Below are 19,064 nucleotides of genomic sequence, written 5' to 3' on the forward strand. Positions count from 1 at the left end.
GGTCGCGGAACGATTCCGTCAGCGTTTTCGGCCCCGCGATTCGCTCTCAGATCCGGTCGGCGAGCCGGGTGCCCTGCTCGATCGCGCGCTTGGCGTCGAGCTCCGCTGCGACGTCGGCGCCGCCGATCACATGCGTCGTGATGCCGGCGAGAGTGAGCCCGTCCACGAGGTCGCGCACCGATTCCTGTCCGGCGCACACGATGATGGTGTCGACGGCGAGCACCCGGCGCTCGCTGCCGTCCTTGCCGAGACTGATGTGCAGGCCGTCGTCGTCGATGCGTTCGTAACCCACTCCCGAGAGCTCGTGGACACCCTTGTGTTTCAGCGCCGCCCGATGCACCCAGCCGCTGGTCTTGCCCAGTTTCGCTCCGATGCGCCCGGGAGTGCGCTGCAGTAGATAGACCTCGCGAGGCGACGGCGAGGGATGCGGGGTGGCCAACGAACCGGGCGCATCCTCATCGTCGCTGACACCCCACTCACGCTTCCACTCGGCGAGATCCGTCGCCGGGGAGGTGTCATGGGTGAGAAATTCGGAAACGTCCACGCCGATTCCGCCCGCGCCGATCACCGCGACGCGCTCACCGATCGGCGCACCGCCGCGCACGGCCTGCGCATAGGTCAGCACGCTGGGATGATCGATGCCGTCGATGGCCGGAACTCGCGGCGTGACACCGGTCGCGACGACAACCTCGTCGAATCCGTCGGTCAGATCGGCGACCGTTGCGCGCGTATTCAACCTGACGTCGACACCGGTGAGCTCGAGTTGCCGCGTGTAGTACCGCAAGGTTTCGGCGAACTCCTCCTTCCCCGGGATGAGCCGCGCGATACCGAATTGACCACCGATCTGCGCATCTGCTTCGAACAGGCTGACGCGATGCCCGCGGCGCGCAAGGTTGACCGCAGCCGACAGGCCCGCGGGGCCTGCTCCGACGACCGCGACCGACTTGCTGCGACGCGTGGGCGAGAGCAGCAGTTCGGTCTCACGGCCCGCCCGCGGGTTGAGCAGGCACGAAACTTGCTTGTTCACGAAGGCGTGGTCGAGACAGGCCTGATTGCAGGCAATACAGGTATTGATCTCGTCGGGTGTGCCTGCTGCGGCCTTCCGCACCCAGTCGGGATCGGCGAGCATGGGCCGTGCGAGCGACACCAGGTGTGCGCGACCGTCGGCGAGGATTTCCTCTGCGGTCTCGGGCATGTTGATACGGTTGGACGCCGCGACCGGGATGCTCACGTGCTTTGCGAGCCTGGCCGTGAAGTCGACGAAGGCGGCGCGGGGCACAGAGGTGACTATCGTCGGTACCCGCGATTCGTGCCAGCCGATGTCGGTGTTCAGCAGGGTTGCACCTACCGACTCGACTTCTTGTGCAAGAGCGACGATTTCGTCCCAGCTCTGGCCGCGGTCGACGAGATCCGCCATCGACAGCCGGAAGGAGATCACGAAGTCGGGGCCTACGGCCTCGCGGACACCGCGAACGATTTCCACCGCAAGGCGGCGACGCTTCTCGGGGCTGCCGCCCCACTCGTCGGTGCGCCGATTGGTCCGCTCCGCGAGGAATTGGTTGATGAAATACCCTTCGCCACCCATGATTTCGACTCCGTCGTAGCCGGCCTGCTGCGCGAGCCTGGCGCACCGGACGAATGCGCGGATCTGTCTGCGCACACCCCACGAGGTGAGTCGCCGCGGCCGGAACGGGTTGATGGGTGCCTTGATCGACGATGCCGACACACTCAGCGGCCAATAGCTGTACCGGCCCGCGTGCAGGATCTGCAACACGATTCGGCCGCCTTCGGCGTGCACGGCGTCGGTGATCGTGCGGTGTCGCCGGGCCTCGATCCGGTTGGTGAGCTTGGCTCCGAACGGCAACAGCCATCCGGTCCGGGTCGGTGCGTAACCGCCGGTCACGATGAGCGAAACACCACCGCGGGCGCGTTCTGCGAAGTAGGCGGCGAGTCGGCCGGTGTTCTTGGCGCGGTCCTCGAGCCCGGTGTGCATCGAGCCCATGATCACACGATTGGGCAGGGTGATCGGCCCGAGGTCGAGCGGCGACAGCAAGGTCGGGTAGGAGTCGGCAGTTGTCACGGTTGTTCCTGTTCAGAAGGGGGCGTGAGGGCGTCGAGCATGTCCTGGCACCAGTCGCGGAAACCTTCCTCGACACGGATGCCACCGCGCAGCACCAGGTACTGGTGCAACGCCGGGCCACTGAGGGAGGCCTGCGCCGGGAAGTCCCGTTTCTCGATGAGTCGATAGACGTCGAGGCGAGCGTCGTGAGCGTCGCGGTGGCGGGTGATCTCCGCAAGCAACTCGGGCAGGGTGCCGGGACGGGCGGCCCGGATCTTGACGGCCAGCTCGCTGCGCAGGTGGTCGGGTTCCGACGGCTGCGCGATCCAGCGATCGAGTTCGGCATGACCGGCTACGGCCACCGTGTAGATCTTCTTGTCGGGGCGGCCGTCCTGCAGCACGGTCTCGCATGTGACCCACCCGCGTTCTTCCATCCGTCGCAGGACCCGGTAGATCTGCTGATGGGTCGCACTGTGGAAGAAACCGATGGATTTGTCGAAGCGACGAGCCAGCTCGTAGCCGGATCCGGCGCGCTCGTCGAGTGAGACGAGCAGCGCGTGTTCGAGTGCCATGGGAAGAGTATGCAACCAGGTGCATATGCAATCAAGTGCAGTGCGTCGCCGGGCTGCTGTCGGCACGACCCTCTACGCTCGACGCGTGAGTTCGGACAAGATGCTGACCCGCATCGGCGGCCTGTTGCGGCAGGCGGAGTCGACCGACAATCCGCACGAGGCCGACGCCTTCCTCGCCGCCGCCCAGCGGCTTGCGACATCCGCCTCGGTCGATCTCGCAGTGGCCCGCGCCCACACGACCGCCAGGCAGCGCCGTGCGGCGCCCGTCCAGCGACTCGTCACCATCGGGGAGGCCGGGAAGAAGGGACTGCGGACGTATGCGCAGCTGTTCCTGGCGATCGCCGCGGCCAACGACGTCCAGTGCGACATCACCGCGACCTCCACGGTGATCTACGCGTACGGTTTCGCCGCCGACATCGACGTCTGCGAGGCCCTCTACTCGTCGCTGCTGGTGCAGATGGTGCGCGCCTCCGACGCATACCTGCGCTCGGGCACCTACAAGGACGAGACGACGGTGCGGACGGCGATCGAACGCCGCGGAGGCCGACAGGTCCGCACAAAGGTGCGCAAACCCGTCGCGGGCGTCACCGCACGCCTGAACTTCCAGTCGGCGTTCGCCGCGCGAATCGGTGCGCGCCTCGCCGAAGCGAAACAGGACACCGAGCGCGAAGCCGAGGAATCGACGCCCGGCACCGCCCTCGTCCTTCGCGGCAAGGAACTCGAGTTGCGCGATTTCTACCGCACGACCTCGCAGGCGCGAGGAAGCTGGCGGGGGAACCGTGTGGCGACACGATCCGCCGACGCGCAACGCGCCGGCGACCGCGCTGGGCGCACGGCGCGACTCGGCGGCTCACCCGAACTACCACCTGCCGCGAGGAGGCTGGAATCGTGACCAAGGTGCGCGATACACAGAGAACGTCTGTGTACGAGGCAGAGTCGCTCGTCCGGCGCATGTTCGATCTCGCGGACGAGCGCGGCCTGCGCGCCGTCGAAGTGGCCGGGTCCCACGTCACCTTGCCGATCGAACGGCGTTTCGCATCGCTCGAGTCCGCGCAGCAGTACGTCGACAAGGTGCTTGCCCTGAACTGGGTGCGTGCGCGTTGGTCGCGCGCAGCACTGCCTGTGCGAGTCCGTGCGCGGTCGGGAAACACCGCGGCGCACTACGAGAGCGACTGCGCAACCATCGCTCTCCCAGTACATCGCGGCAATCAGGCATGGGCGTTCCGCGAACTCGTCGTGTTGCACGAACTCGCACATCACCTCGACCCGCAGGACCCGGATGATCCGACCGAAGCGGCCCACGGGCCCGCGTTCGTCGACCGGTTCCTGACATTGGTCGACGAGATCATCGGGCCCGAGGCCGCATTCGTGTTGCGCGCGTCGGGGATCGCGGTTCGCGAGTGAGCTCGCGTCACATACCGGCGATCTCCACACGCTCGTAGTCGCCGACACCTGCGGCAAGCACCCGCAAGTGGTCGTCCATGGTGCCGAGAGTGTGCTCGATCGCGGTGAGCCGGCTCAGGTAGTGCCCGATGGAGTGTTCTGCGGTGACACCGATACCGCCGTGCATCTGCACCGCCTCCTGCCCGATCTTGCGTGCCGACCGGCCGACCTGCAGTTTCGCACGCGAAGCGATCACCGGGTCGACGATGCCGTCGGCCAGCGCCATGGTCGCGTACAGGCTCATGCTCGCCGCCAGTTCGTACTGCACGTACATGTCGGCGGCGCGGTGTGTCAGGGCCTGGAACGTCGCGAGCGGAACACCGAACTGCTTGCGCTGCTTCAGGTAATCCGCCGTGGCGCGCACTGCTCGATCGATCGCGCCGGTCGCCTCGGCGCACAGCACCGCCTGCGCTCGGACCTGTGCCGCGACGATCGCGGCCGACGCGTCGGTGGCCTCACCGAGCGCGACAGCAGCAACGCCGTCGAGCACGATCTGCGCAGCGCGGCGCTCGTCGTTCGTTCGGTACGACGTGCGGGTGAGCCCGTCGGCGTCGGCGGAAACGATGAACAGACCCACGCCGCCGTCGGGCAGCTGCGCTGAGACGATCAGCGTCTCGGCGCAATCACCGTGGAGCACAGGGTTCTTGCGTCCGGTCAGAGTCCATGAATCGCCGCTACGCACAGCGGTGGTGGTGACGGACATGGACGGCCAGCGGGTTCCGGGTTCGTCGTGCGCGAACGCCATCAACAGCGTTCCTTCGGACAGCCGCGGCAGGAAGTCGCCCCGCTGGTCGTCGCTGCCGACCTCCGCGACGAGCCCGCCGGGCAGGTACACGGCAGCGAGCACCGGTTCGGGAGCGAGGGCCGCGCCGAGTTCGGTCGCGACGGCCATCACCTCGACGGGCCCGGCACCCATTCCGCCGTGCTTCTCGGGAAACGGCAGGCCGAGCACACCGAGTTCGGCGAGCTGTTGCCACAATTCGCGGCTCCAGCCGAGATCGCCTTCTGCCACGCGGTTGCGGGTCTCCACGTCGTACGCATCGGCGAGCAGGTCGCGGACGGTCTTGCGGAGCAGGTCCTGTTCGGTATCGAGATCGAAGTTCATGTCCTTGGCCTCACAGTCCGAGAATCGAGGAAGCAATGATCGAACGCTGCACTTCGCTCGACCCGCCGTAGATGGTCACCTTGCGGTTGTTGAGGTAGGTCCCGGTGGTGAGCTGGGCCCACTCCGGCGAATCGATGTCGTCCGCGCCGGCGGGGAGCGAATCCGGGCCTGCGATGTCGACGAAGAGTTCGGTGGCGGCCTGCTGAAGTTCCGAACCGCGCATCTTGAGCAGCGAGGATGCGGGGTTCGGCTTGCCGTCGGACGAGCTGGCCACGACCCGCAGCTGAGTCAGCTCGAGAGCGATGAGTTCGTTCTCGAGTTCGGCGAGGCGGGCGGCGAACAGTGGGTCCTCGAGGAGCGTGCCCTCGCCGAGCCGGGTTTGCGCAGCGAAACTCTTGGCACGCGCCAGCTTCACCTTGGTGGCTCCGACACGGGTGATGCCGATACGTTCGTTGCCGAGCAGGAACTTCGCGTAGGTCCAGCCTGCATTCTCCTCACCGACGAGGTTCTCGGCCGGCACCCGCACGTCCTCGAAGAAGACCTCGTTGACCTCGTAGCTGCCGTCGATCAATTTGATCGGGCGCACGGTGATACCGGGGGTCTTCATGTCGATCAGCAGCATCGAGATGCCCGCCTGCTTCTTGACATCGGGATTGGTGCGGACCAGGCAGAAGATCCAGTCGGCGTGCTGGCCGAGCGTCGTCCAGGTCTTCTGACCGTTGACGATGTAGTCGGCACCGTCGCGCACCGCGCGGGTCTTGAGCGAGGCGAGGTCGGAGCCGGCCTCGGGCTCGGAGAATCCCTGGCACCACCAGATATCGAGGTTCGCCGTGGCCGGAAGGAAGCGCTCCTTCATCTCCTGCGACGCGAACTGCGCGAGCACCGGGCCGATCATGGAGGCGTTGAAGGGCAGCGGCTCGGGCACCGACGCGAGCTGCATCTCGGTGAGCCAGATGTTCCGCTGCACCGGAGTCCAGTCCTTACCGCCCCACTCGACGGGCCAATTCGGGACCGCCAGGCCGCGTGCATTGAGGATCTGTTGGGCCCGGACGAATTCGTCCTTGCCCAGAGACATACCGGCCGCGACCTTCTCGCGCAGCTCGGCTGGGAATTCGGTGGTGTAGAAGGTGCGCAGTTCGTCGCGGAACGCGAGCTCCTCGGCGGTGAGTTTCAGATTCATGGGTGGCCCTCTGTCGCGGTTGTGCGGTGGGGAGACCAGCGGAAAGGCTGCTGATCTGTACTCCCGAACCGTAACCTGACACTGTAAGGTTGTCCAGTACGACGACAGGAAAGGAGACGCACATGGCGCGGCCACGCACCCCGATACTGAGCCGGGAGCTCATTCGTGAGACGACACTGCGCCTGGTCGACGAACACGGCCTCGATGCCGTGTCGATGCGCAAGATCGCGAACGAACTCGGCGTCCGCGCACCCTCGCTGTACAGCCACTACGCCAACAAGGACGAACTGCTCGACGACATCGCCCGCACCGTCGCCGAGAACGTCGACGTGAGCGGATTCGACGACGACGATTGGCAGAACGCCCTGCGTAGCTGGGCACGCTCGTACCGCAACGCCCTTGCCGCGCATCCCAACATGGTGCCGTTCCTCGCCTACGGCCCGAGCGACCGACCCGTCGCACTCGACCGCGCCGACGCCGTGCACGGCGGACTCACTCGCGCAGGTTGGCCACCACGGACCGCGACGATGATCGGGGCATCGATCAAGTACATCGTCGTCGGCTCCGCGATCACGTCGTTCGCCGGTGGGTTCATCGACGACATCGACACCTACAACGAACGCTATCCGCACCTGTCTCAGGCGCACCGGCTCCGCGAGTACGCCGCCGAGATCGACGAGGACAGTTTCGAGCTGGTCCTCGGCACGTTCTTGTCGGGGCTCGCCGCGCAATACGCGGCGCTCGACAAAAGCTGACGACGGTCAGGTACGCCGCAACCGCACGAACCTGATCCGACTCCCGGCTTCACGGAAGTCACTGTCACTGCCGTCGACCTCGAATCCCATGGTCGCGGACAGCTTGACGGCAAGCTTCCGGTGGCGGCGCGCATAATGCGCGAAAAAGTGCGCACCCTCGTCCGGCTCGAGAAACTCCGCCGTGACCGCGACCCGCTCTCGCCGCGACTCGACGCGTGCGTGCGGATCGGCTCGCAGATTGCGATACCAGTCCGACGTGGCTCCGAAACCGACCGCGACGACGAAACCGTCGTGCGTGTCGTCGTAATTGACGACCTCGAGCACCACATACCGAGGTTTCCCGGTCTTGCGACCTCGGTGCTCGAGGAGAAGGAAGTGGCGCCCCAGCAGGAACCCGAGGTGCCATCGATACAACCGGATCGGCGAGCGGAAGAGCCGACGCCGGATACCGGTCGGCGGTACAGCGGGTTCCGTGACGCGCATGTCTTCCACCATGCACCGCCGCGTCGCTCATGTCGACACGCCGACCCATGTCCTCCGGGTCGAGCGCCATAATCACGCATAACTTCGATAGGTATGCAGCACAACGGCGCGTCTCGTCGGGCTCGCAACCACCCCCGGTGGTGGCTGGCCGTGCTGGGCCTCGCCGCGGCCGTCGCGTTCGTCGCGCACGATCGGCTTCTCGGCTTCGACACCTTCTACGGGCTGTTCGGCAACACCGTCGACGCCGAGGTCTACCGGTACGGCGGCACAACCGTCCGGACGTCCGAGCCGCTGTACGACTTCGTCCTGCACGACGCGCTCCCGTTCACGTATCCGCCGTTCGCGGCCCTGACATTCCTGCCGCTGTCGGTCCTGTCGATCCACGGCACGGAACTCGCGCTCAACCTGGCCAATCTCGTGCTCGTGTATCTCGCGGTGTGGTTGTGCTGGCGGCAACTCGGCTACCGGGATTCTGCGCGCACCAGGCTGATCAGTATCTTTCTCGCGGTTCTGTTCACGTGGATCGAACCCGTCCGCATGACGATCTGGCTCGGACAGGTCAATCTCATCCTGCTGGTTCTGGTGCTGTGGGACCTCGGGAGGCCCGAACACTCCCGGCTACGGGGGATCGGGGTCGGGATCGCGGCGGGCCTCAAGCTCACCCCGCTGTTCTTCATCGCCTATCTCGCCGCGCTGCGACAGTGGCGCGCCGCGGTCGTGGCCACCGCGACGTTCGTCGCGACCGTGCTCCTCGGCTTCGTCGTGATCTTCTCGGACTCCTGGCGATTCTGGACCAGCACCATCATCCGGTCGGAGCGGATCGGGCTGATCTCTTCACCCGCGAACCAGTCGATTCGCGGGATCCTCGCCCGCACCCTGCATACCGAAGATCCCCCCATGTGGTTGTGGCTGCTGTGCGCCGGGGCGGTCGGAGTCCTCGGGTTGTGGGCGGCATACCTCGCGCATCGCAACGGCAAACGTCTCCTGAGCCTGACCGTCGCAGGACTCACTGCCCCGATGGTGGCGCCGTTCTCGTGGGGACACCATTGGGTGTGGGTGATCCCGCTGCTCGTCCTGTGCCTGGATCAGGCACTGCGCTGGCGGCGATGGTGGGGATACCTTCTGCCGTTCGCCGCGGCCGTGCCGCTGCTCGCCTGGTACCGGTCGTATCCCGACGGTGTCGTGGCGATCGGGATATTCATGACGCCCGGCTCACCCGTGGTGCAAAGCATGCTCCAAGCCACGTACCCGATCGTCTACACGGTGCTGCTCGTCGTCGTGCTTGCGACGAACCGTCCCACCGGAATCACGCTGCATCGTGAAGCCGATCCGCCTACCGTGGACGCATGACACGCCCCGTTCGCATCGGTCTCCAACTCCAGCCCCAACACCAACCGGATTACCAAGTCATCCGCGACACCGTGCTCCGAGCTGAGGACGCAGGCGCAGACATCGTTTTCAACTGGGATCACTTCTATCCGCTCACCGGCGATCCCGACGGCGCCCACTTCGAATGCTGGACCATGCTCGGCGCGTGGGCCGAGCAGACCGAACGGGTCGAGATCGGTGCGCTCGTCACAGGAGGCGGATACCGCAACCCCGAGCTACTCGCCGACATGGCCCGCACCGTCGACCACATCAGCGGTGGTCGACTGATCCTCGGCATCGGCTCCGGCTGGTTCGAGAAGGACTACGACGAATACGGCTACGAGTTCGGCACCAAAGGGTCGCGCCTCGACCTACTCGCCGAATACCTGCCGCGCATCACCTCCCGGCTCGGCAAGCTCAACCCACAGCCCACCCGGCACATTCCGCTGCTCATCGGTGGTGGCGGACCGAAGAAGACGCTGCCGCTGGTCGCCAAGTACGCCGATATCTGGCACAGCTTCGGCGAATTCGACACCCACACGGAGAAATCGAAGATCCTCGAAGCCCGATGCGCGGATGTCGGCCGATCGCCTTCGGAGATCGAACGGTCGGCGCCATGGCCAGGCCTCGAGCACGCCGCGGCATACGCAGAGGCGGGCATCACGTTGTTCACCGTGGGTGTCGGGGGCCCCGACTACGACCTGGCCCAGCTGGTCGAAGCAATCGAGTGGCGCGACGAGAATTCACCGCCCCCCGTGACAGGTCTGGCGTAATCGGACGGCGTGGCACTTGCGACAGCTCGCCGAGCCGAGACGCTGAGGCGCGCCGGCGCCGCGCCGCTTCGCAGCATCGCCGATACGTCTCTACGATCGAACGTGCATGCCCGATGTACCGACGCTTCCACCGTGCACCGCCGGCGACTGGGACGACGCCCGCCGGAGGCGGCGCCTGCGTGACAGCCGCACCGGCCACAGTTGGGTTCGATTCGGCAGGCTTCGCCGCTTCGTCGCCCGCACTGCGATCGCGATCGTGCCGTTTGTGGCCCTCTACACGCAGTACTGGCATTTCGACGTTGCGCCGATGCGCGAACAACTCGCCGACACGCAGCCGCGCATCCATCAGGTCTACGAGGCCCGCGATCGGGATGACCGCGACACCGCCGTGGTGGACCTCGTCGGCCTCGGCAATCTCGACGCCACGGACACTGCCTCCCACCTCCCCGCCCTGAGTGGCCTCGGCGAAGTGTGGGCTGTCGAGTACGACAACGGCGGTCTCGACACCGCCGTCGTGAGCCGTCTCGTGGCAGCACGCGCCGAGACCCTCGGAATCGACTCGGTGATCCTCACCGGCCACAGCATGGGTGGCATCATCGCGCTCGAGGTCGCGCAGCACCTGTATCAGGACACACCTCTCGACGTCCTCGGAGTGATCCTCGACTGCACACCGATAGATCTGCACGCCGTACGTGCCGACAGTCGCGATGCGGGGGAGGACCTGCTGCGCTGGATCGGTTGGATCCCCGGAGCCCGCGAGAGCCGAATCATGCGGATGACCGTCGAGATCGCGGCACGCCAGCACCGGTTCGTGCTTCCGTCGGATCGTTGGTACAGGCGCATCGACGGTTCCGAACTCATCGACGTCGTCGAGGAGGTGCTGAACGACAAGATTCTGTCGACCGACGCCGCGAGCAACGGTCTGATCGAATCCCAGTTCCAGGCGATCGTCGCCTCCGGCGCTTCCGACAGCCTGCGTGCACTCGCCGCCGAACAGGACGACAAGGTGCGTCCTGCAATCGTGTTCGTGCGGCCACGGAATGCGTCGAACGATCATGTCGTGGACGTCGAGTACACACAGCAGGCCCTCGTCGACCACTCCGGCGGGGTCGACGGCACACTGCTCGTCGCGAAGCTCGATCACACCGGGCACGCCAATCCGATCCAGGCGCCCGAGGCCTACAACGACGCGATCATCAAGCGAATCGAACCGTTCATCGACCTGCGACCCGGCGAGAACGACGGGGACGACGAGGACGACACCGGGAGCGTGCCGCCATCCGGCCCGTCGGCCGGTCCGTGATCTTCGAAACACTCACCCTGCGTTCACCTTCTCGTTGCCTTCGACACGCTTCCGGCTTCTACGGTCCCTCGGTTGTACCTAGAAGATGAGGGAGACAGCCCCGTGGCCCGCAAAGATTTACCTCTGATCGTCATGCACGACGGCAAGTCGTCACGTTCGAACATCACCTGCAAGTACAAGTGCGGCGACGCGTGCTCGCACAACGTGCCCAACACCTCCGGCGGCGCCTATTTCGGAGACCTCGTGCGTCACGCGGTGTCTCGGCGTGGAGTGCTGCGTGGCGGCGCGATGGCCGTACTCGCCGTGGGCGCCGGAGGCGCGCTCGTCGCATGCTCCGACGATTCCGCTGCCGCGCCCGCCGAGGGCGGCGCCCAGGGTGCCGCCGATCTCGGCCCCAGCCCCGCCGGCACCGACTTCGTCGCCGTCGCTCCCAACACCGACGATGCGGTCACCGTGCCCGAGGGCTACGAGCAGGAAGTCGTGATCCGCTGGGGCGACAAGGTCCTCCCGGACGCCCCCGACTTCGATATCGACAACCAGACTGCAGTAGCGCAGGAGAAACAGTTCGGATTCAACAACGATTTTGCGGGCCTGCTGCCCGTCGACGGTGTCCCGAACACGTACCTGCTCGTCGTCAACCACGAATACAGCACCGAACCGTTCATGTTCGCCGGGTACGACGAGGAGAACCCGACCGAGGAGCAGGTCCGCATCGGCATCGCGAACCACGGGATGTCGGTCGTCCAGGTCAAGGGCGAGTCCGGATCCGGGCGTCTCACACCGGAGTTCGGAGAGTACAACCGGCGCATCACCGGCACCACCGAGTTCCTGGTCACAGGCCCGGCAGCGGGCAGCGACCTGCTGAAGACCACCGCCGACCCCACCGGTACGCGGGTGGCCGGAACATTCAACAACTGTGCGGGCGGCGTCACCCCGTGGGGGACCGTGCTTTCCGGCGAAGAGAACTTCAACCAGTACTTCGCGAACGCCGAGACGGTCACCGACGCTGCCGGCGCCGAACGCCTCGCCCGGTACGGCCTCGAAGGTGGTGCATCCGACCGCAAATGGGAGCGCTTCGACCGCCGCTTCGATGTTGCAGCAGAACCCAACGAGGTCAACCGGTTCGGCTGGGTTGTCGAAATCGATCCCTTCGACGCCACGTCGACGCCCGTCAAGCACACAGCGCTCGGCCGCTTCAAGCACGAAGCAGCCAACATCCACGTCACCGGTGACGGAACGGTCGTCGCGTACAGCGGCGACGACGAGCGCTTCGACTACATGTACAAGTTCGTCTCGTCCCGCAAGATGCAGGATGGAAACTCCCGCGCCGCGACGGCTCACAACATGACACTGCTCGACGCGGGCACGCTGTACGTCGCGGTGCTCGAGGGCGACAACCCGGATGCCGTCGACGGCTCGGGAGATCTACCCGAGAGCGGAGCATTCACAGGTACCGGAACGTGGATTCCCCTGCTGCGCGCCAACGAGGACGGTACGAGCGAATCCCTCGTCGACGGGATGAGTGCCGAAGAAGTCGCGGTGTTCACCCGCTTGGCGGGCGACAGGGTCGGTGCCACCAAGATGGACCGGCCCGAGGACTTCGAGGCCAACCCCGTCACCGGCAAGGTCTACGTCGCGCTGACCAACAACACCAAGCGCGGTGTCGACGGTGGCGCTGCCGCCGACGAAGCCAACCCGCGCAACAACAACAAGAACGGACAGGTCCTCGAGATCGACGACGACCACGCCGGTACGTCGTTCACGTGGAACCTCCTGTTGGTGTGCGGTGACCCGGCCGCCGCCGACACCTACTTCGGCGGATTCGACAAGTCCCAGGTCAGTCCGATTTCGTGTCCCGACAACCTCGCGTTCGATCCACACGGCAACCTGTGGATCTCCACCGACGGAAACGCGCTCGGTTCCAACGACGGCCTGTTCGCCGTGGTCCTCGATGGGCCGCGCCGCGGTGAGACGAAGCAGTTCCTCACTGTGCCGGTCGGCGCCGAGACATGCGGGCCGATCATTCAGGACGGCCGCGTCGTCGTGTGCGTCCAGCATCCGGGCGAGACCGACGACGCATCGTGGGACAGCCCGGGGTCGCACTGGCCCGACGGCGGTGACTCGCAGCCGCGCCCGTCGGTGGTCGCGGCATGGAAGAGTGGGGGCGGCCGGATCGGCATCTGACCACCTATCACCCCTATGACCGAATGTCACCTTCGTACATTCCAACTTGCCGAAGGTGACATTCGGCCATCTCGCGGCGAAGCCGCTAACCCAACCAATCCAGAACCGCTGCGGCAGTCCAGGATTGCTGCATGCTTCCCAGAGGCTCGCCGGTGAACGGCTCGTAGTACTCGGCGAACGAGCCGCCGGCGGCCTGCCGCAGCCCTTCTGCTCGCAGGGTGTTCGCGCGCTCGATCCAGCCGCGGCGCGCGAACACCCACGAGAACAACCACGTCATGACGGGCCACACCGGGCCCCGCCAGTACTCCCGCGACCGGAAGTCCAGCGACACCGGCGACGTGGACGGTGGCACCGCGTAACGCAGGTCGGGGTGGCCGCAGAACTTCGGGCCTTCGAAGGTGCGCAGCAACGACCGCTCGACGGGCCGATCCAGCCCTCCGCTGAGCAGCGGCGCGAACATCGCGAGGGTGTCTGTGGCCACCCACTTCCCGGTTCTGAGGTCGAAGTCCTTCGCTGCGCCCGTCCGCGCATCGGCCGAGTCGACGATGCCGCGGCGGAACCGGTCGGCCCACTCGCGCAGTTCCCGTACGTCGGCGTGGGGGCGCGACTCTTCCTCGCCGATCTCGGCGAGTACCTCGCACGACAACGCGAACACAGCACTGACGAAGACGTCCTCCACTGCGAAACCCATTGTCTCGGCAAGCACGTCGTCCTCGTACCGCGCAGCCTTCATCTCCTCGAGTAGGTACAGGTAGCGGGCGTACTCCACATCACTGGGGCGCTCTCCCGGATCGGCGACATGAGCGAGGTCCTCGCGACGGAATTCGGGGACGGCATCGACGACGACGTTCGCGTAGGCGGCGTCCCACCGGGGCGAATTGTCCATACCGGACTCCCATCCGTGGAAGATCGCAATACGCCCGTTGCCGGCGATGTCCCGGGCCTCCGCGAGCCAGCGATGCCAGCGCATCAGATCGGGCCAGCGTCGATCGAGGAACGCATCGGCGACCGCGCGGGTGCTGCGACCGTGCCGGCGAGCGTGGTCGAGGATGCGCTGGACAGCGATCGCGTGTACCGGCGGCTGAGTGATCCCGGAGGTCTGTACCCCTTTCGGTGCGTGGGCCGCGAGCCGGTTGCATTCCCACCGCGACGGCCCGGGAAAGTATCCGTCGACACCGCCCGCGAACACGATGTGCGGGATCATCCCGTTCGACCATTGCGCAGACAGCAGAGTGTCGAGCTCGACCACGGCGCGCTCCACACTCAGCGGAGCCAGTCCGATCGACACGAACGCCGCGTCCCAGCTCCACATGTGCGGGTACAGCTTGGGCGCAGCGCTGGTCATGGTGCCCAGGTCGTTGCCGCGAAGTAGATATGCAGCGCGTGCGGCGAGCTGGGTGGGGGTGAATCCGCGGTCCGGCATCGTCCCATTCTCCGGCTTTCGGTCGAATACGCACCTCGGGCGTCTCGTACTAGGCTCGTCACATGGGCAGACGCAGGGCTGGCCGGGCCAAGCCGACTGTGTCGAGCCATGTACCGGTCGCAGGGTTGTACGACACCGATACGGGTACGTGTGAGCTGATCAAGGACCCGTACCGCGATTCGGGATGGATTCTCGAGGTCAACGGCGTGCCGAGTTCCCACATCGACCCGGACGATCCGACGCTTCTCGAGTTCGAGTACATGCGCTGGATCACGATGCTGGTGCACAGTCACTTCTCACGCGACACGCGGTTGCGTGTCCTGCACCTCGGCGGCGGTGCGTGCACCATGGCGCGGTACCTCGCCGCGACGTATCCCGAGGCCCGGCAGGTCGTCGTCGAGATCGACGGGCGTCTCGCCGAGCTGGTGCGCGAGTGGTTCGATCTACCTCGCGCACCGCTGCTTCGGATCCGGGTGGGCGAGGCCCGGTCAGTTCTCACCTCACTCACCGACGCAACGCGGGATGTCATCGTCCGCGATGTATTCGCGATCGACCGGACACCGGTGGCGCTGACGACCGTCGAGTTCACGCGACAGGCGAGACGCGTCCTGGCGCCCGGTGGTCTCTACGTCGTGAACTGCGGCGATACCCGCGACCTGACCACCGCCCGACGCGAGGCCGCGACCATCGGCTCGGTGTTCGAGCACACCGTGATGATCGCGGATCCGGCAATGTTCAAAGGCCGGCGCTACGGCAATCTCATCATCGCGGGCAGCGACCGGCCGCTCGGAGAGTCCGACGCCCTGATTCGCGACCTGCTCGGTGGTGCCGTGCCCGCACAGATCAAACACACGGAGCAAACACGCATGTTCGCGGCCGGCTCGAAGGTCCTCGACGACAGCGAGGCACCCCGGCGGCCCGGGCCGGGAACACCCCGGCCCTCCTAGTTGTTGAAGCCTGCATGACTTCGACACATTCGCCCGTACTGCAGGTTTTCGAACTGGGTTCGCCTTGGCAGACGATCGACCCGTTCCTGTTCGTCGCCCACCACGTCGATGCGTATCCCGCGGGCAATGCGGATCTCGGACCGGATGCATCGCTCGACGGGCGGCCGCTCGGGCAGGATTTCGGCAACCCTTCGGGGTGGAACATGTATCACGGCACCACCGTCCCCGGTTTCCCCGGCCATCCGCACCGCGGGTTCGAAACAGTCACGTTCGTGCGCTCGGGTTTCATCGACCACTCCGACTCCGTCGGTGCATCCGCCCGATTCGGCGGCGGCGACACCCAATGGCTCACCGCAGGACACGGCGTCGTGCACAGCGAGATGTTTCCGCTGTTGAATCAAGAGGACGAGAATCCGCTCGAGCTGTTCCAGATCTGGCTCAATCTGCCCGCCGAGTCGAAGACCGCCGACCCGCACTTCGCGATGCTGTGGAACGAGGACACACCGACGGTGACATTCACCGACGACACCGATCGGACCGTCGCCGTCCGAGTCCTTGCAGGAAAGCTGGACGACGCGACCGCTCCGGCGCCCCCGCCGCACTCGTGGGCGTCACGCCCCGACACCGACGTGGCGATCTGGAACATCGACCTGTCTACCGGCGCACAGTGGGCTCTGCCCCCTGCTGCCGGATCAGAAACTCAGCGTGTTCTCTACGTCTACAACGGTTCTCCGGTGACGATCGGAGACCGGCAAGTGAATTCAGGGCACGGTGTCGTCGTCGACGCCTCCGTACCCATCACGCTCCGCTGTGGCGACGACACCACCCAAATCCTGATGCTGCAGGGACGCCCGATCGGCGAGCCCGTCGCACAGTACGGTCCGTTCGTACTCAACGACGAGGCCGGCATCCAGCAGGCGTTCGACGACTACCGCCGCACCGGATTCGGTGGCTGGCCCTGGGAGAGCAACGATCCCGTTCATCCGGCGGACGCCGGACGTTTCGCGCGGTATCCCGACCGACGGGTCGAACGCCCCTGACCGTTTCGCGGGTGCATCTCAGCGTGCCGACGACACGCCGTCCACGCCGTGTCTCGCCAGCAATGCCTTCGTCGATCGGCGGTACGACGAGGGTCGCGCCGGCAGAATCCACTGCGAGAATCTGATCAGGGGACTCACGTTGGCGTCGATCTCGTCGAGGATCTCATCGACGTGCCTCAGCGAGAACGGGATGATGTTGGTGCCGCGGGCGGGTTTACCCTCGGTACGTTCGACCATCCAGTCCAGGCGCGCCCGAACAAACTCGCGGCGTTGCTCGAGCGGCGGCAGCACGGCACCACCGAGCATGTGGTTCGCGGTCCAGAGCGCGGCGGCCTCTGCGGCGAGCGGACTGAACAGCGACGACCCGTAGCCGACGAAATACAGATGGGACACATCCAGGGGCAGGATCTGACGGTAGAGCTGGAAATTGCCGTCCTCATCGAGGAGGCTCCGCTGGACCTCGTCGTCCAGGAACGGTACCCGCTGCTCGTATCCTGTTGCGCACACAATGACGTCGGCCGACACTATGCTGCCGTCGGACAGTTCTGCGACTGCGCGACTGTCCTTCTCATGCAGGGCGGTAATGACGGTGCCGCGACGCACCTCGATCATGCCGGACTCCACCTTGTCGTAGAATCCCTCGGTCACCAGACTCACCGCGTGGCGCACGAGACGCTCGAAGGGCCCCTCGGGCAGCAAGCCGACCCGATCGAGCGGCAGCTGCCGCCGCACGATCTGCTGGATAGTTCCCAACATTCCGTTGCGCAGGAACTTGCCGGGGCCGGTGAGGAACCGTGCGAATCCGCGTTGTTCGATGTGCTCGAACAAGCCCTCGCTGAGCCGTGTCAGGAGAATGTACTTGTAATTGAGTATATTTCCGAGTTTGCGCGGCATCTTCCAGGTCACCTCGCGGGCAACGACCGTCATCGTCGCGGTGACCTCGCTCAGAGCCTCTGCGACATCGCACGCGGACTTTCCGTAACCGACCACCAGTACGTGCTTGCCTGCCGCGTCGGCAAGATCATGGAAGTCCGATGCCGGACACAGTCGACCGCCTGCGTTCTCGAATTCGTCGACGCCCGGATATGCCGGCACGAACGGGTCGCAGAAGATGCCGTTGGCGATCACAAGGTCGTCGTACCAGCGGTCCTCGACCTCTCCGGTGTCGATGTCACGGGTCGAGACCGACCAACGTCCGGTGTTCTCATCCTGGCACGCGGAGGTCACTTCGGTACCGAGCTTCAGGTGCCGGTCCACTCCGAAGTGCTCGGCGTAGCCGGCCAGATAGCTCTGCACCTGGGCACCCGACGGCCATTCCGGATAGGACCGCGGCATCGGAAAATCCGAGAATGCGTAGGTGCCCTTGTTGTTCTGGGTCATCACACCCGGATAACGACGGGTCTCGCTCCACACTCCGCCCACATCGGGAGTCCGGTCGTACACGACGACGTCGAAGCCGAACTGCTTCAGCACCTTTGCGGTGCACAGTCCAGAGATACCGGCGCCGATGATCGCGACCTTCTTCGAGCCCGGGCCGCGGCTCTCCCGAATCGACGCCCCTGACTCGTTCACTGGACTGTCTCCGGTACCCGGGCTTCACCGAGGAAACTGTCGACCAACTGCTGGAATCGGGCCGCATGCTCGATCTGTGTCCAGTGCCCGCACTTGCCGAACACATGCAGCTGGCAGTTCGGGATGACGTCGAACAGGTGCTGTGAGGCCTCGAGCGGCACGACACGATCTTCTCGGCCGTGCAGGATCAGCACCTCGTGTTCGATCTTCGCAAGATCCTCGTCCGCCACGATCTGCGCATCGAGCCAACGCTGCCGCGGCTCCGGGAACACCTGCTCGAAGGCTTCCTGAGCACCCGGCCTGATGGTGGCGCGGTAGCGCAGTTCGGCCAGTTCATCGGTGACGAGCGACCTGTCGTACGCCATGATGTCCATGATGGTCTTCATGTTCTCCACCGAAGGCGTGTATCCCCACAGTGCGTCGAGTTCGGGGGTAAAATCGATCTTGACGCCGCCCGAGCCCATGAGCACAATGCGGTCGAGCCGCTCAGGGAATCGGGTTGCGAGGTGAAGCGCGAGCCCACCGCCGAACGAGTTCCCGACGACATGCACCTTCTCTATGCCCAATTCGTCGAGCACAGCGAGGATCTGGTCGATCCAGGTATCGAAGATCTCGAATCGGACAGGGTCGGGTAGCGTGGTGTATCCGAATCCCACCAGGTCCGGCGCGATCACCCGGAAGTTCTCCGCCAGAACAGGAATCAACCCACGCCAGTTCGCCCACGCGGACACACCGGCGCCCGAACCATGCAGCAGCAGCACGGGGGATCCCGGTCCGCTGCCCACATCGTGGTAGTTGGTTTCGAACCCTGCTGTGCGGAGGGTTTTCCCGATTTCAGGATTGGTTGCGTGTGTCAT

The 19,064-nt window shown here is 65.6% G+C and carries 17 protein-coding genes; 9 read left to right on the top strand and 8 right to left on the bottom strand.

The window, feature by feature from the left end:
- Positions 1-46 precede the first annotated feature (46 nt).
- Both HCA61_RS15150 and HCA61_RS15155 read right to left on the bottom strand, forming a co-directional pair.
- Positions 47-2,080, bottom strand: a complete 2,034-nt coding sequence (locus HCA61_RS15150) for an NADPH-dependent 2,4-dienoyl-CoA reductase (RefSeq protein WP_169689016.1) — start codon at positions 2,078-2,080, stop codon at positions 47-49.
- Positions 2,077-2,631, bottom strand: a complete 555-nt coding sequence (locus HCA61_RS15155; protein WP_169689017.1) for a PadR family transcriptional regulator — start codon at positions 2,629-2,631, stop codon at positions 2,077-2,079. Before HCA61_RS15155 ends, HCA61_RS15150 begins: the two co-directional genes overlap by 4 nt.
- 85 nt (positions 2,632-2,716) lie before the next feature.
- Between HCA61_RS15155 and HCA61_RS15160 the strand changes: the two genes are divergently transcribed.
- Positions 2,717-3,523: a DUF2786 domain-containing protein gene (locus HCA61_RS15160; RefSeq protein ID WP_169689018.1), complete on the top strand. Its 807-nt coding sequence runs from the start codon at positions 2,717-2,719 to the stop codon at positions 3,521-3,523.
- Positions 3,520-4,035, top strand: coding sequence for a TIGR04338 family metallohydrolase (locus HCA61_RS15165; protein ID WP_169689019.1), 516 nt, complete (start codon positions 3,520-3,522; stop codon positions 4,033-4,035). The genes HCA61_RS15160 and HCA61_RS15165 overlap by 4 nt, the downstream gene beginning before the upstream one ends.
- A 7-nt stretch (positions 4,036-4,042) precedes the next feature.
- Here HCA61_RS15165 and HCA61_RS15170 read toward each other — a convergent pair whose 3' ends face one another.
- The gene (locus tag HCA61_RS15170) at positions 4,043-5,179 is read right to left on the bottom strand and encodes an acyl-CoA dehydrogenase family protein (RefSeq protein ID WP_169689020.1); all 1,137 of its coding nucleotides are present in this window, start codon (positions 5,177-5,179) and stop codon (positions 4,043-4,045) included.
- A gap of 10 nt (positions 5,180-5,189) precedes the next feature.
- A complete protein-coding gene (locus tag HCA61_RS15175; protein ID WP_169689021.1) occupies positions 5,190-6,359 on the bottom strand; it encodes an acyl-CoA dehydrogenase family protein in 1,170 nt (389 codons plus the stop codon).
- 122 nt (positions 6,360-6,481) lie between these two features.
- On the opposite strand from HCA61_RS15175, the gene HCA61_RS15180 reads away from it, so the two are divergent.
- Positions 6,482-7,114 carry a TetR/AcrR family transcriptional regulator C-terminal domain-containing protein gene (locus HCA61_RS15180; protein WP_169689022.1) on the top strand — a complete coding sequence of 211 codons (633 nt, stop codon included), beginning with the start codon at positions 6,482-6,484 and terminating at the stop codon, positions 7,112-7,114.
- Between the two features lie 6 nt (positions 7,115-7,120).
- Here the strand turns inward: HCA61_RS15180 and HCA61_RS15185 are convergent, their stop codons facing one another.
- Positions 7,121-7,597 carry a nitroreductase family deazaflavin-dependent oxidoreductase gene (locus HCA61_RS15185; protein WP_169689023.1) on the bottom strand — a complete coding sequence of 159 codons (477 nt, stop codon included), beginning with the start codon at positions 7,595-7,597 and terminating at the stop codon, positions 7,121-7,123.
- Between the two features lie 93 nt (positions 7,598-7,690).
- Between HCA61_RS15185 and HCA61_RS15190 the strand changes: the two genes are divergently transcribed.
- From HCA61_RS15190 to HCA61_RS15205, 4 genes are all read left to right on the top strand, one after another.
- Positions 7,691-8,947 (top strand): glycosyltransferase 87 family protein, encoded by a 1,257-nt coding sequence (locus HCA61_RS15190; protein ID WP_169689024.1) that lies wholly within the window; start codon positions 7,691-7,693, stop codon positions 8,945-8,947.
- Entirely contained in the window at positions 8,944-9,738 is a 795-nt protein-coding gene (locus HCA61_RS15195; protein ID WP_169689025.1) for an LLM class F420-dependent oxidoreductase, read from the top strand. Before HCA61_RS15190 ends, HCA61_RS15195 begins: the two co-directional genes overlap by 4 nt.
- A gap of 106 nt (positions 9,739-9,844) precedes the next feature.
- Positions 9,845-11,041 carry an alpha/beta hydrolase gene (locus HCA61_RS15200; protein ID WP_169689026.1) on the top strand — a complete coding sequence of 399 codons (1,197 nt, stop codon included), beginning with the start codon at positions 9,845-9,847 and terminating at the stop codon, positions 11,039-11,041.
- Positions 11,042-11,143: 102 nt separating this feature from the next.
- On the top strand, positions 11,144-13,225 hold the full coding sequence (locus HCA61_RS15205; RefSeq protein ID WP_169689027.1) for a PhoX family phosphatase: 2,082 nt from the start codon (positions 11,144-11,146) through the stop codon (positions 13,223-13,225).
- A gap of 85 nt (positions 13,226-13,310) precedes the next feature.
- On the opposite strand, the gene HCA61_RS15210 is transcribed toward HCA61_RS15205, so the two are convergent.
- Positions 13,311-14,648: a glycogen debranching protein gene (locus HCA61_RS15210; protein WP_169689028.1), complete on the bottom strand. Its 1,338-nt coding sequence runs from the start codon at positions 14,646-14,648 to the stop codon at positions 13,311-13,313.
- 62 nt (positions 14,649-14,710) lie between these two features.
- Between HCA61_RS15210 and HCA61_RS15215 the strand changes: the two genes are divergently transcribed.
- Positions 14,711-15,595, top strand: coding sequence for a fused MFS/spermidine synthase (locus HCA61_RS15215; protein ID WP_169689029.1), 885 nt, complete (start codon positions 14,711-14,713; stop codon positions 15,593-15,595).
- Positions 15,596-15,609: 14 nt separating this feature from the next.
- Positions 15,610-16,635, top strand: a complete 1,026-nt coding sequence (locus HCA61_RS15220) for a pirin family protein (RefSeq protein WP_169689030.1) — start codon at positions 15,610-15,612, stop codon at positions 16,633-16,635.
- An 18-nt stretch (positions 16,636-16,653) separates the two neighbouring features.
- On the opposite strand, the gene HCA61_RS15225 is transcribed toward HCA61_RS15220, so the two are convergent.
- Complete coding sequence (locus HCA61_RS15225; RefSeq protein ID WP_247273796.1) at positions 16,654-18,207, bottom strand: NAD(P)/FAD-dependent oxidoreductase; 1,554 nt, start codon at positions 18,205-18,207, stop codon at positions 16,654-16,656.
- Positions 18,204-19,064: an alpha/beta fold hydrolase gene (locus HCA61_RS15230; protein ID WP_169689031.1), complete on the bottom strand. Its 861-nt coding sequence runs from the start codon at positions 19,062-19,064 to the stop codon at positions 18,204-18,206. The genes HCA61_RS15225 and HCA61_RS15230 overlap by 4 nt, the downstream gene beginning before the upstream one ends.

It is taken from the genome of Rhodococcus sp. HNM0563 (genome assembly GCF_012726195.1).
Classification (GTDB): Bacteria; Actinomycetota; Actinomycetes; order Mycobacteriales; family Mycobacteriaceae; genus Rhodococcus.

What these genes read in the sequence shown, in the direction of transcription:
- HCA61_RS15175 (WP_169689021.1), bottom strand. Translation starts at nt 6,359, where the DNA reads ATGAATCTGAAACTCACCGCCGAGGAGCTCGCGTTCCGCGACGAACTG.
- HCA61_RS15195 (WP_169689025.1), top strand. Translation starts at nt 8,944, where the DNA reads ATGACACGCCCCGTTCGCATCGGTCTCCAACTCCAGCCCCAACACCAA.
- HCA61_RS15155 (WP_169689017.1), bottom strand. Translation starts at nt 2,631, where the DNA reads ATGGCACTCGAACACGCGCTGCTCGTCTCACTCGACGAGCGCGCCGGA.
- HCA61_RS15185 (WP_169689023.1), bottom strand. Translation starts at nt 7,597, where the DNA reads ATGCGCGTCACGGAACCCGCTGTACCGCCGACCGGTATCCGGCGTCGG.
- HCA61_RS15170 (WP_169689020.1), bottom strand. Translation starts at nt 5,179, where the DNA reads ATGAACTTCGATCTCGATACCGAACAGGACCTGCTCCGCAAGACCGTC.
- HCA61_RS15200 (WP_169689026.1), top strand. Translation starts at nt 9,845, where the DNA reads ATGCCCGATGTACCGACGCTTCCACCGTGCACCGCCGGCGACTGGGAC.
- HCA61_RS15210 (WP_169689028.1), bottom strand. Translation starts at nt 14,648, where the DNA reads ATGCCGGACCGCGGATTCACCCCCACCCAGCTCGCCGCACGCGCTGCA.
- HCA61_RS15180 (WP_169689022.1), top strand. Translation starts at nt 6,482, where the DNA reads ATGGCGCGGCCACGCACCCCGATACTGAGCCGGGAGCTCATTCGTGAG.
- HCA61_RS15230 (WP_169689031.1), bottom strand. Translation starts at nt 19,064, where the DNA reads ATGACACACGCAACCAATCCTGAAATCGGGAAAACCCTCCGCACAGCA.
- HCA61_RS15215 (WP_169689029.1), top strand. Translation starts at nt 14,711, where the DNA reads ATGGGCAGACGCAGGGCTGGCCGGGCCAAGCCGACTGTGTCGAGCCAT.
- HCA61_RS15190 (WP_169689024.1), top strand. Translation starts at nt 7,691, where the DNA reads ATGCAGCACAACGGCGCGTCTCGTCGGGCTCGCAACCACCCCCGGTGG.
- HCA61_RS15220 (WP_169689030.1), top strand. Translation starts at nt 15,610, where the DNA reads ATGACTTCGACACATTCGCCCGTACTGCAGGTTTTCGAACTGGGTTCG.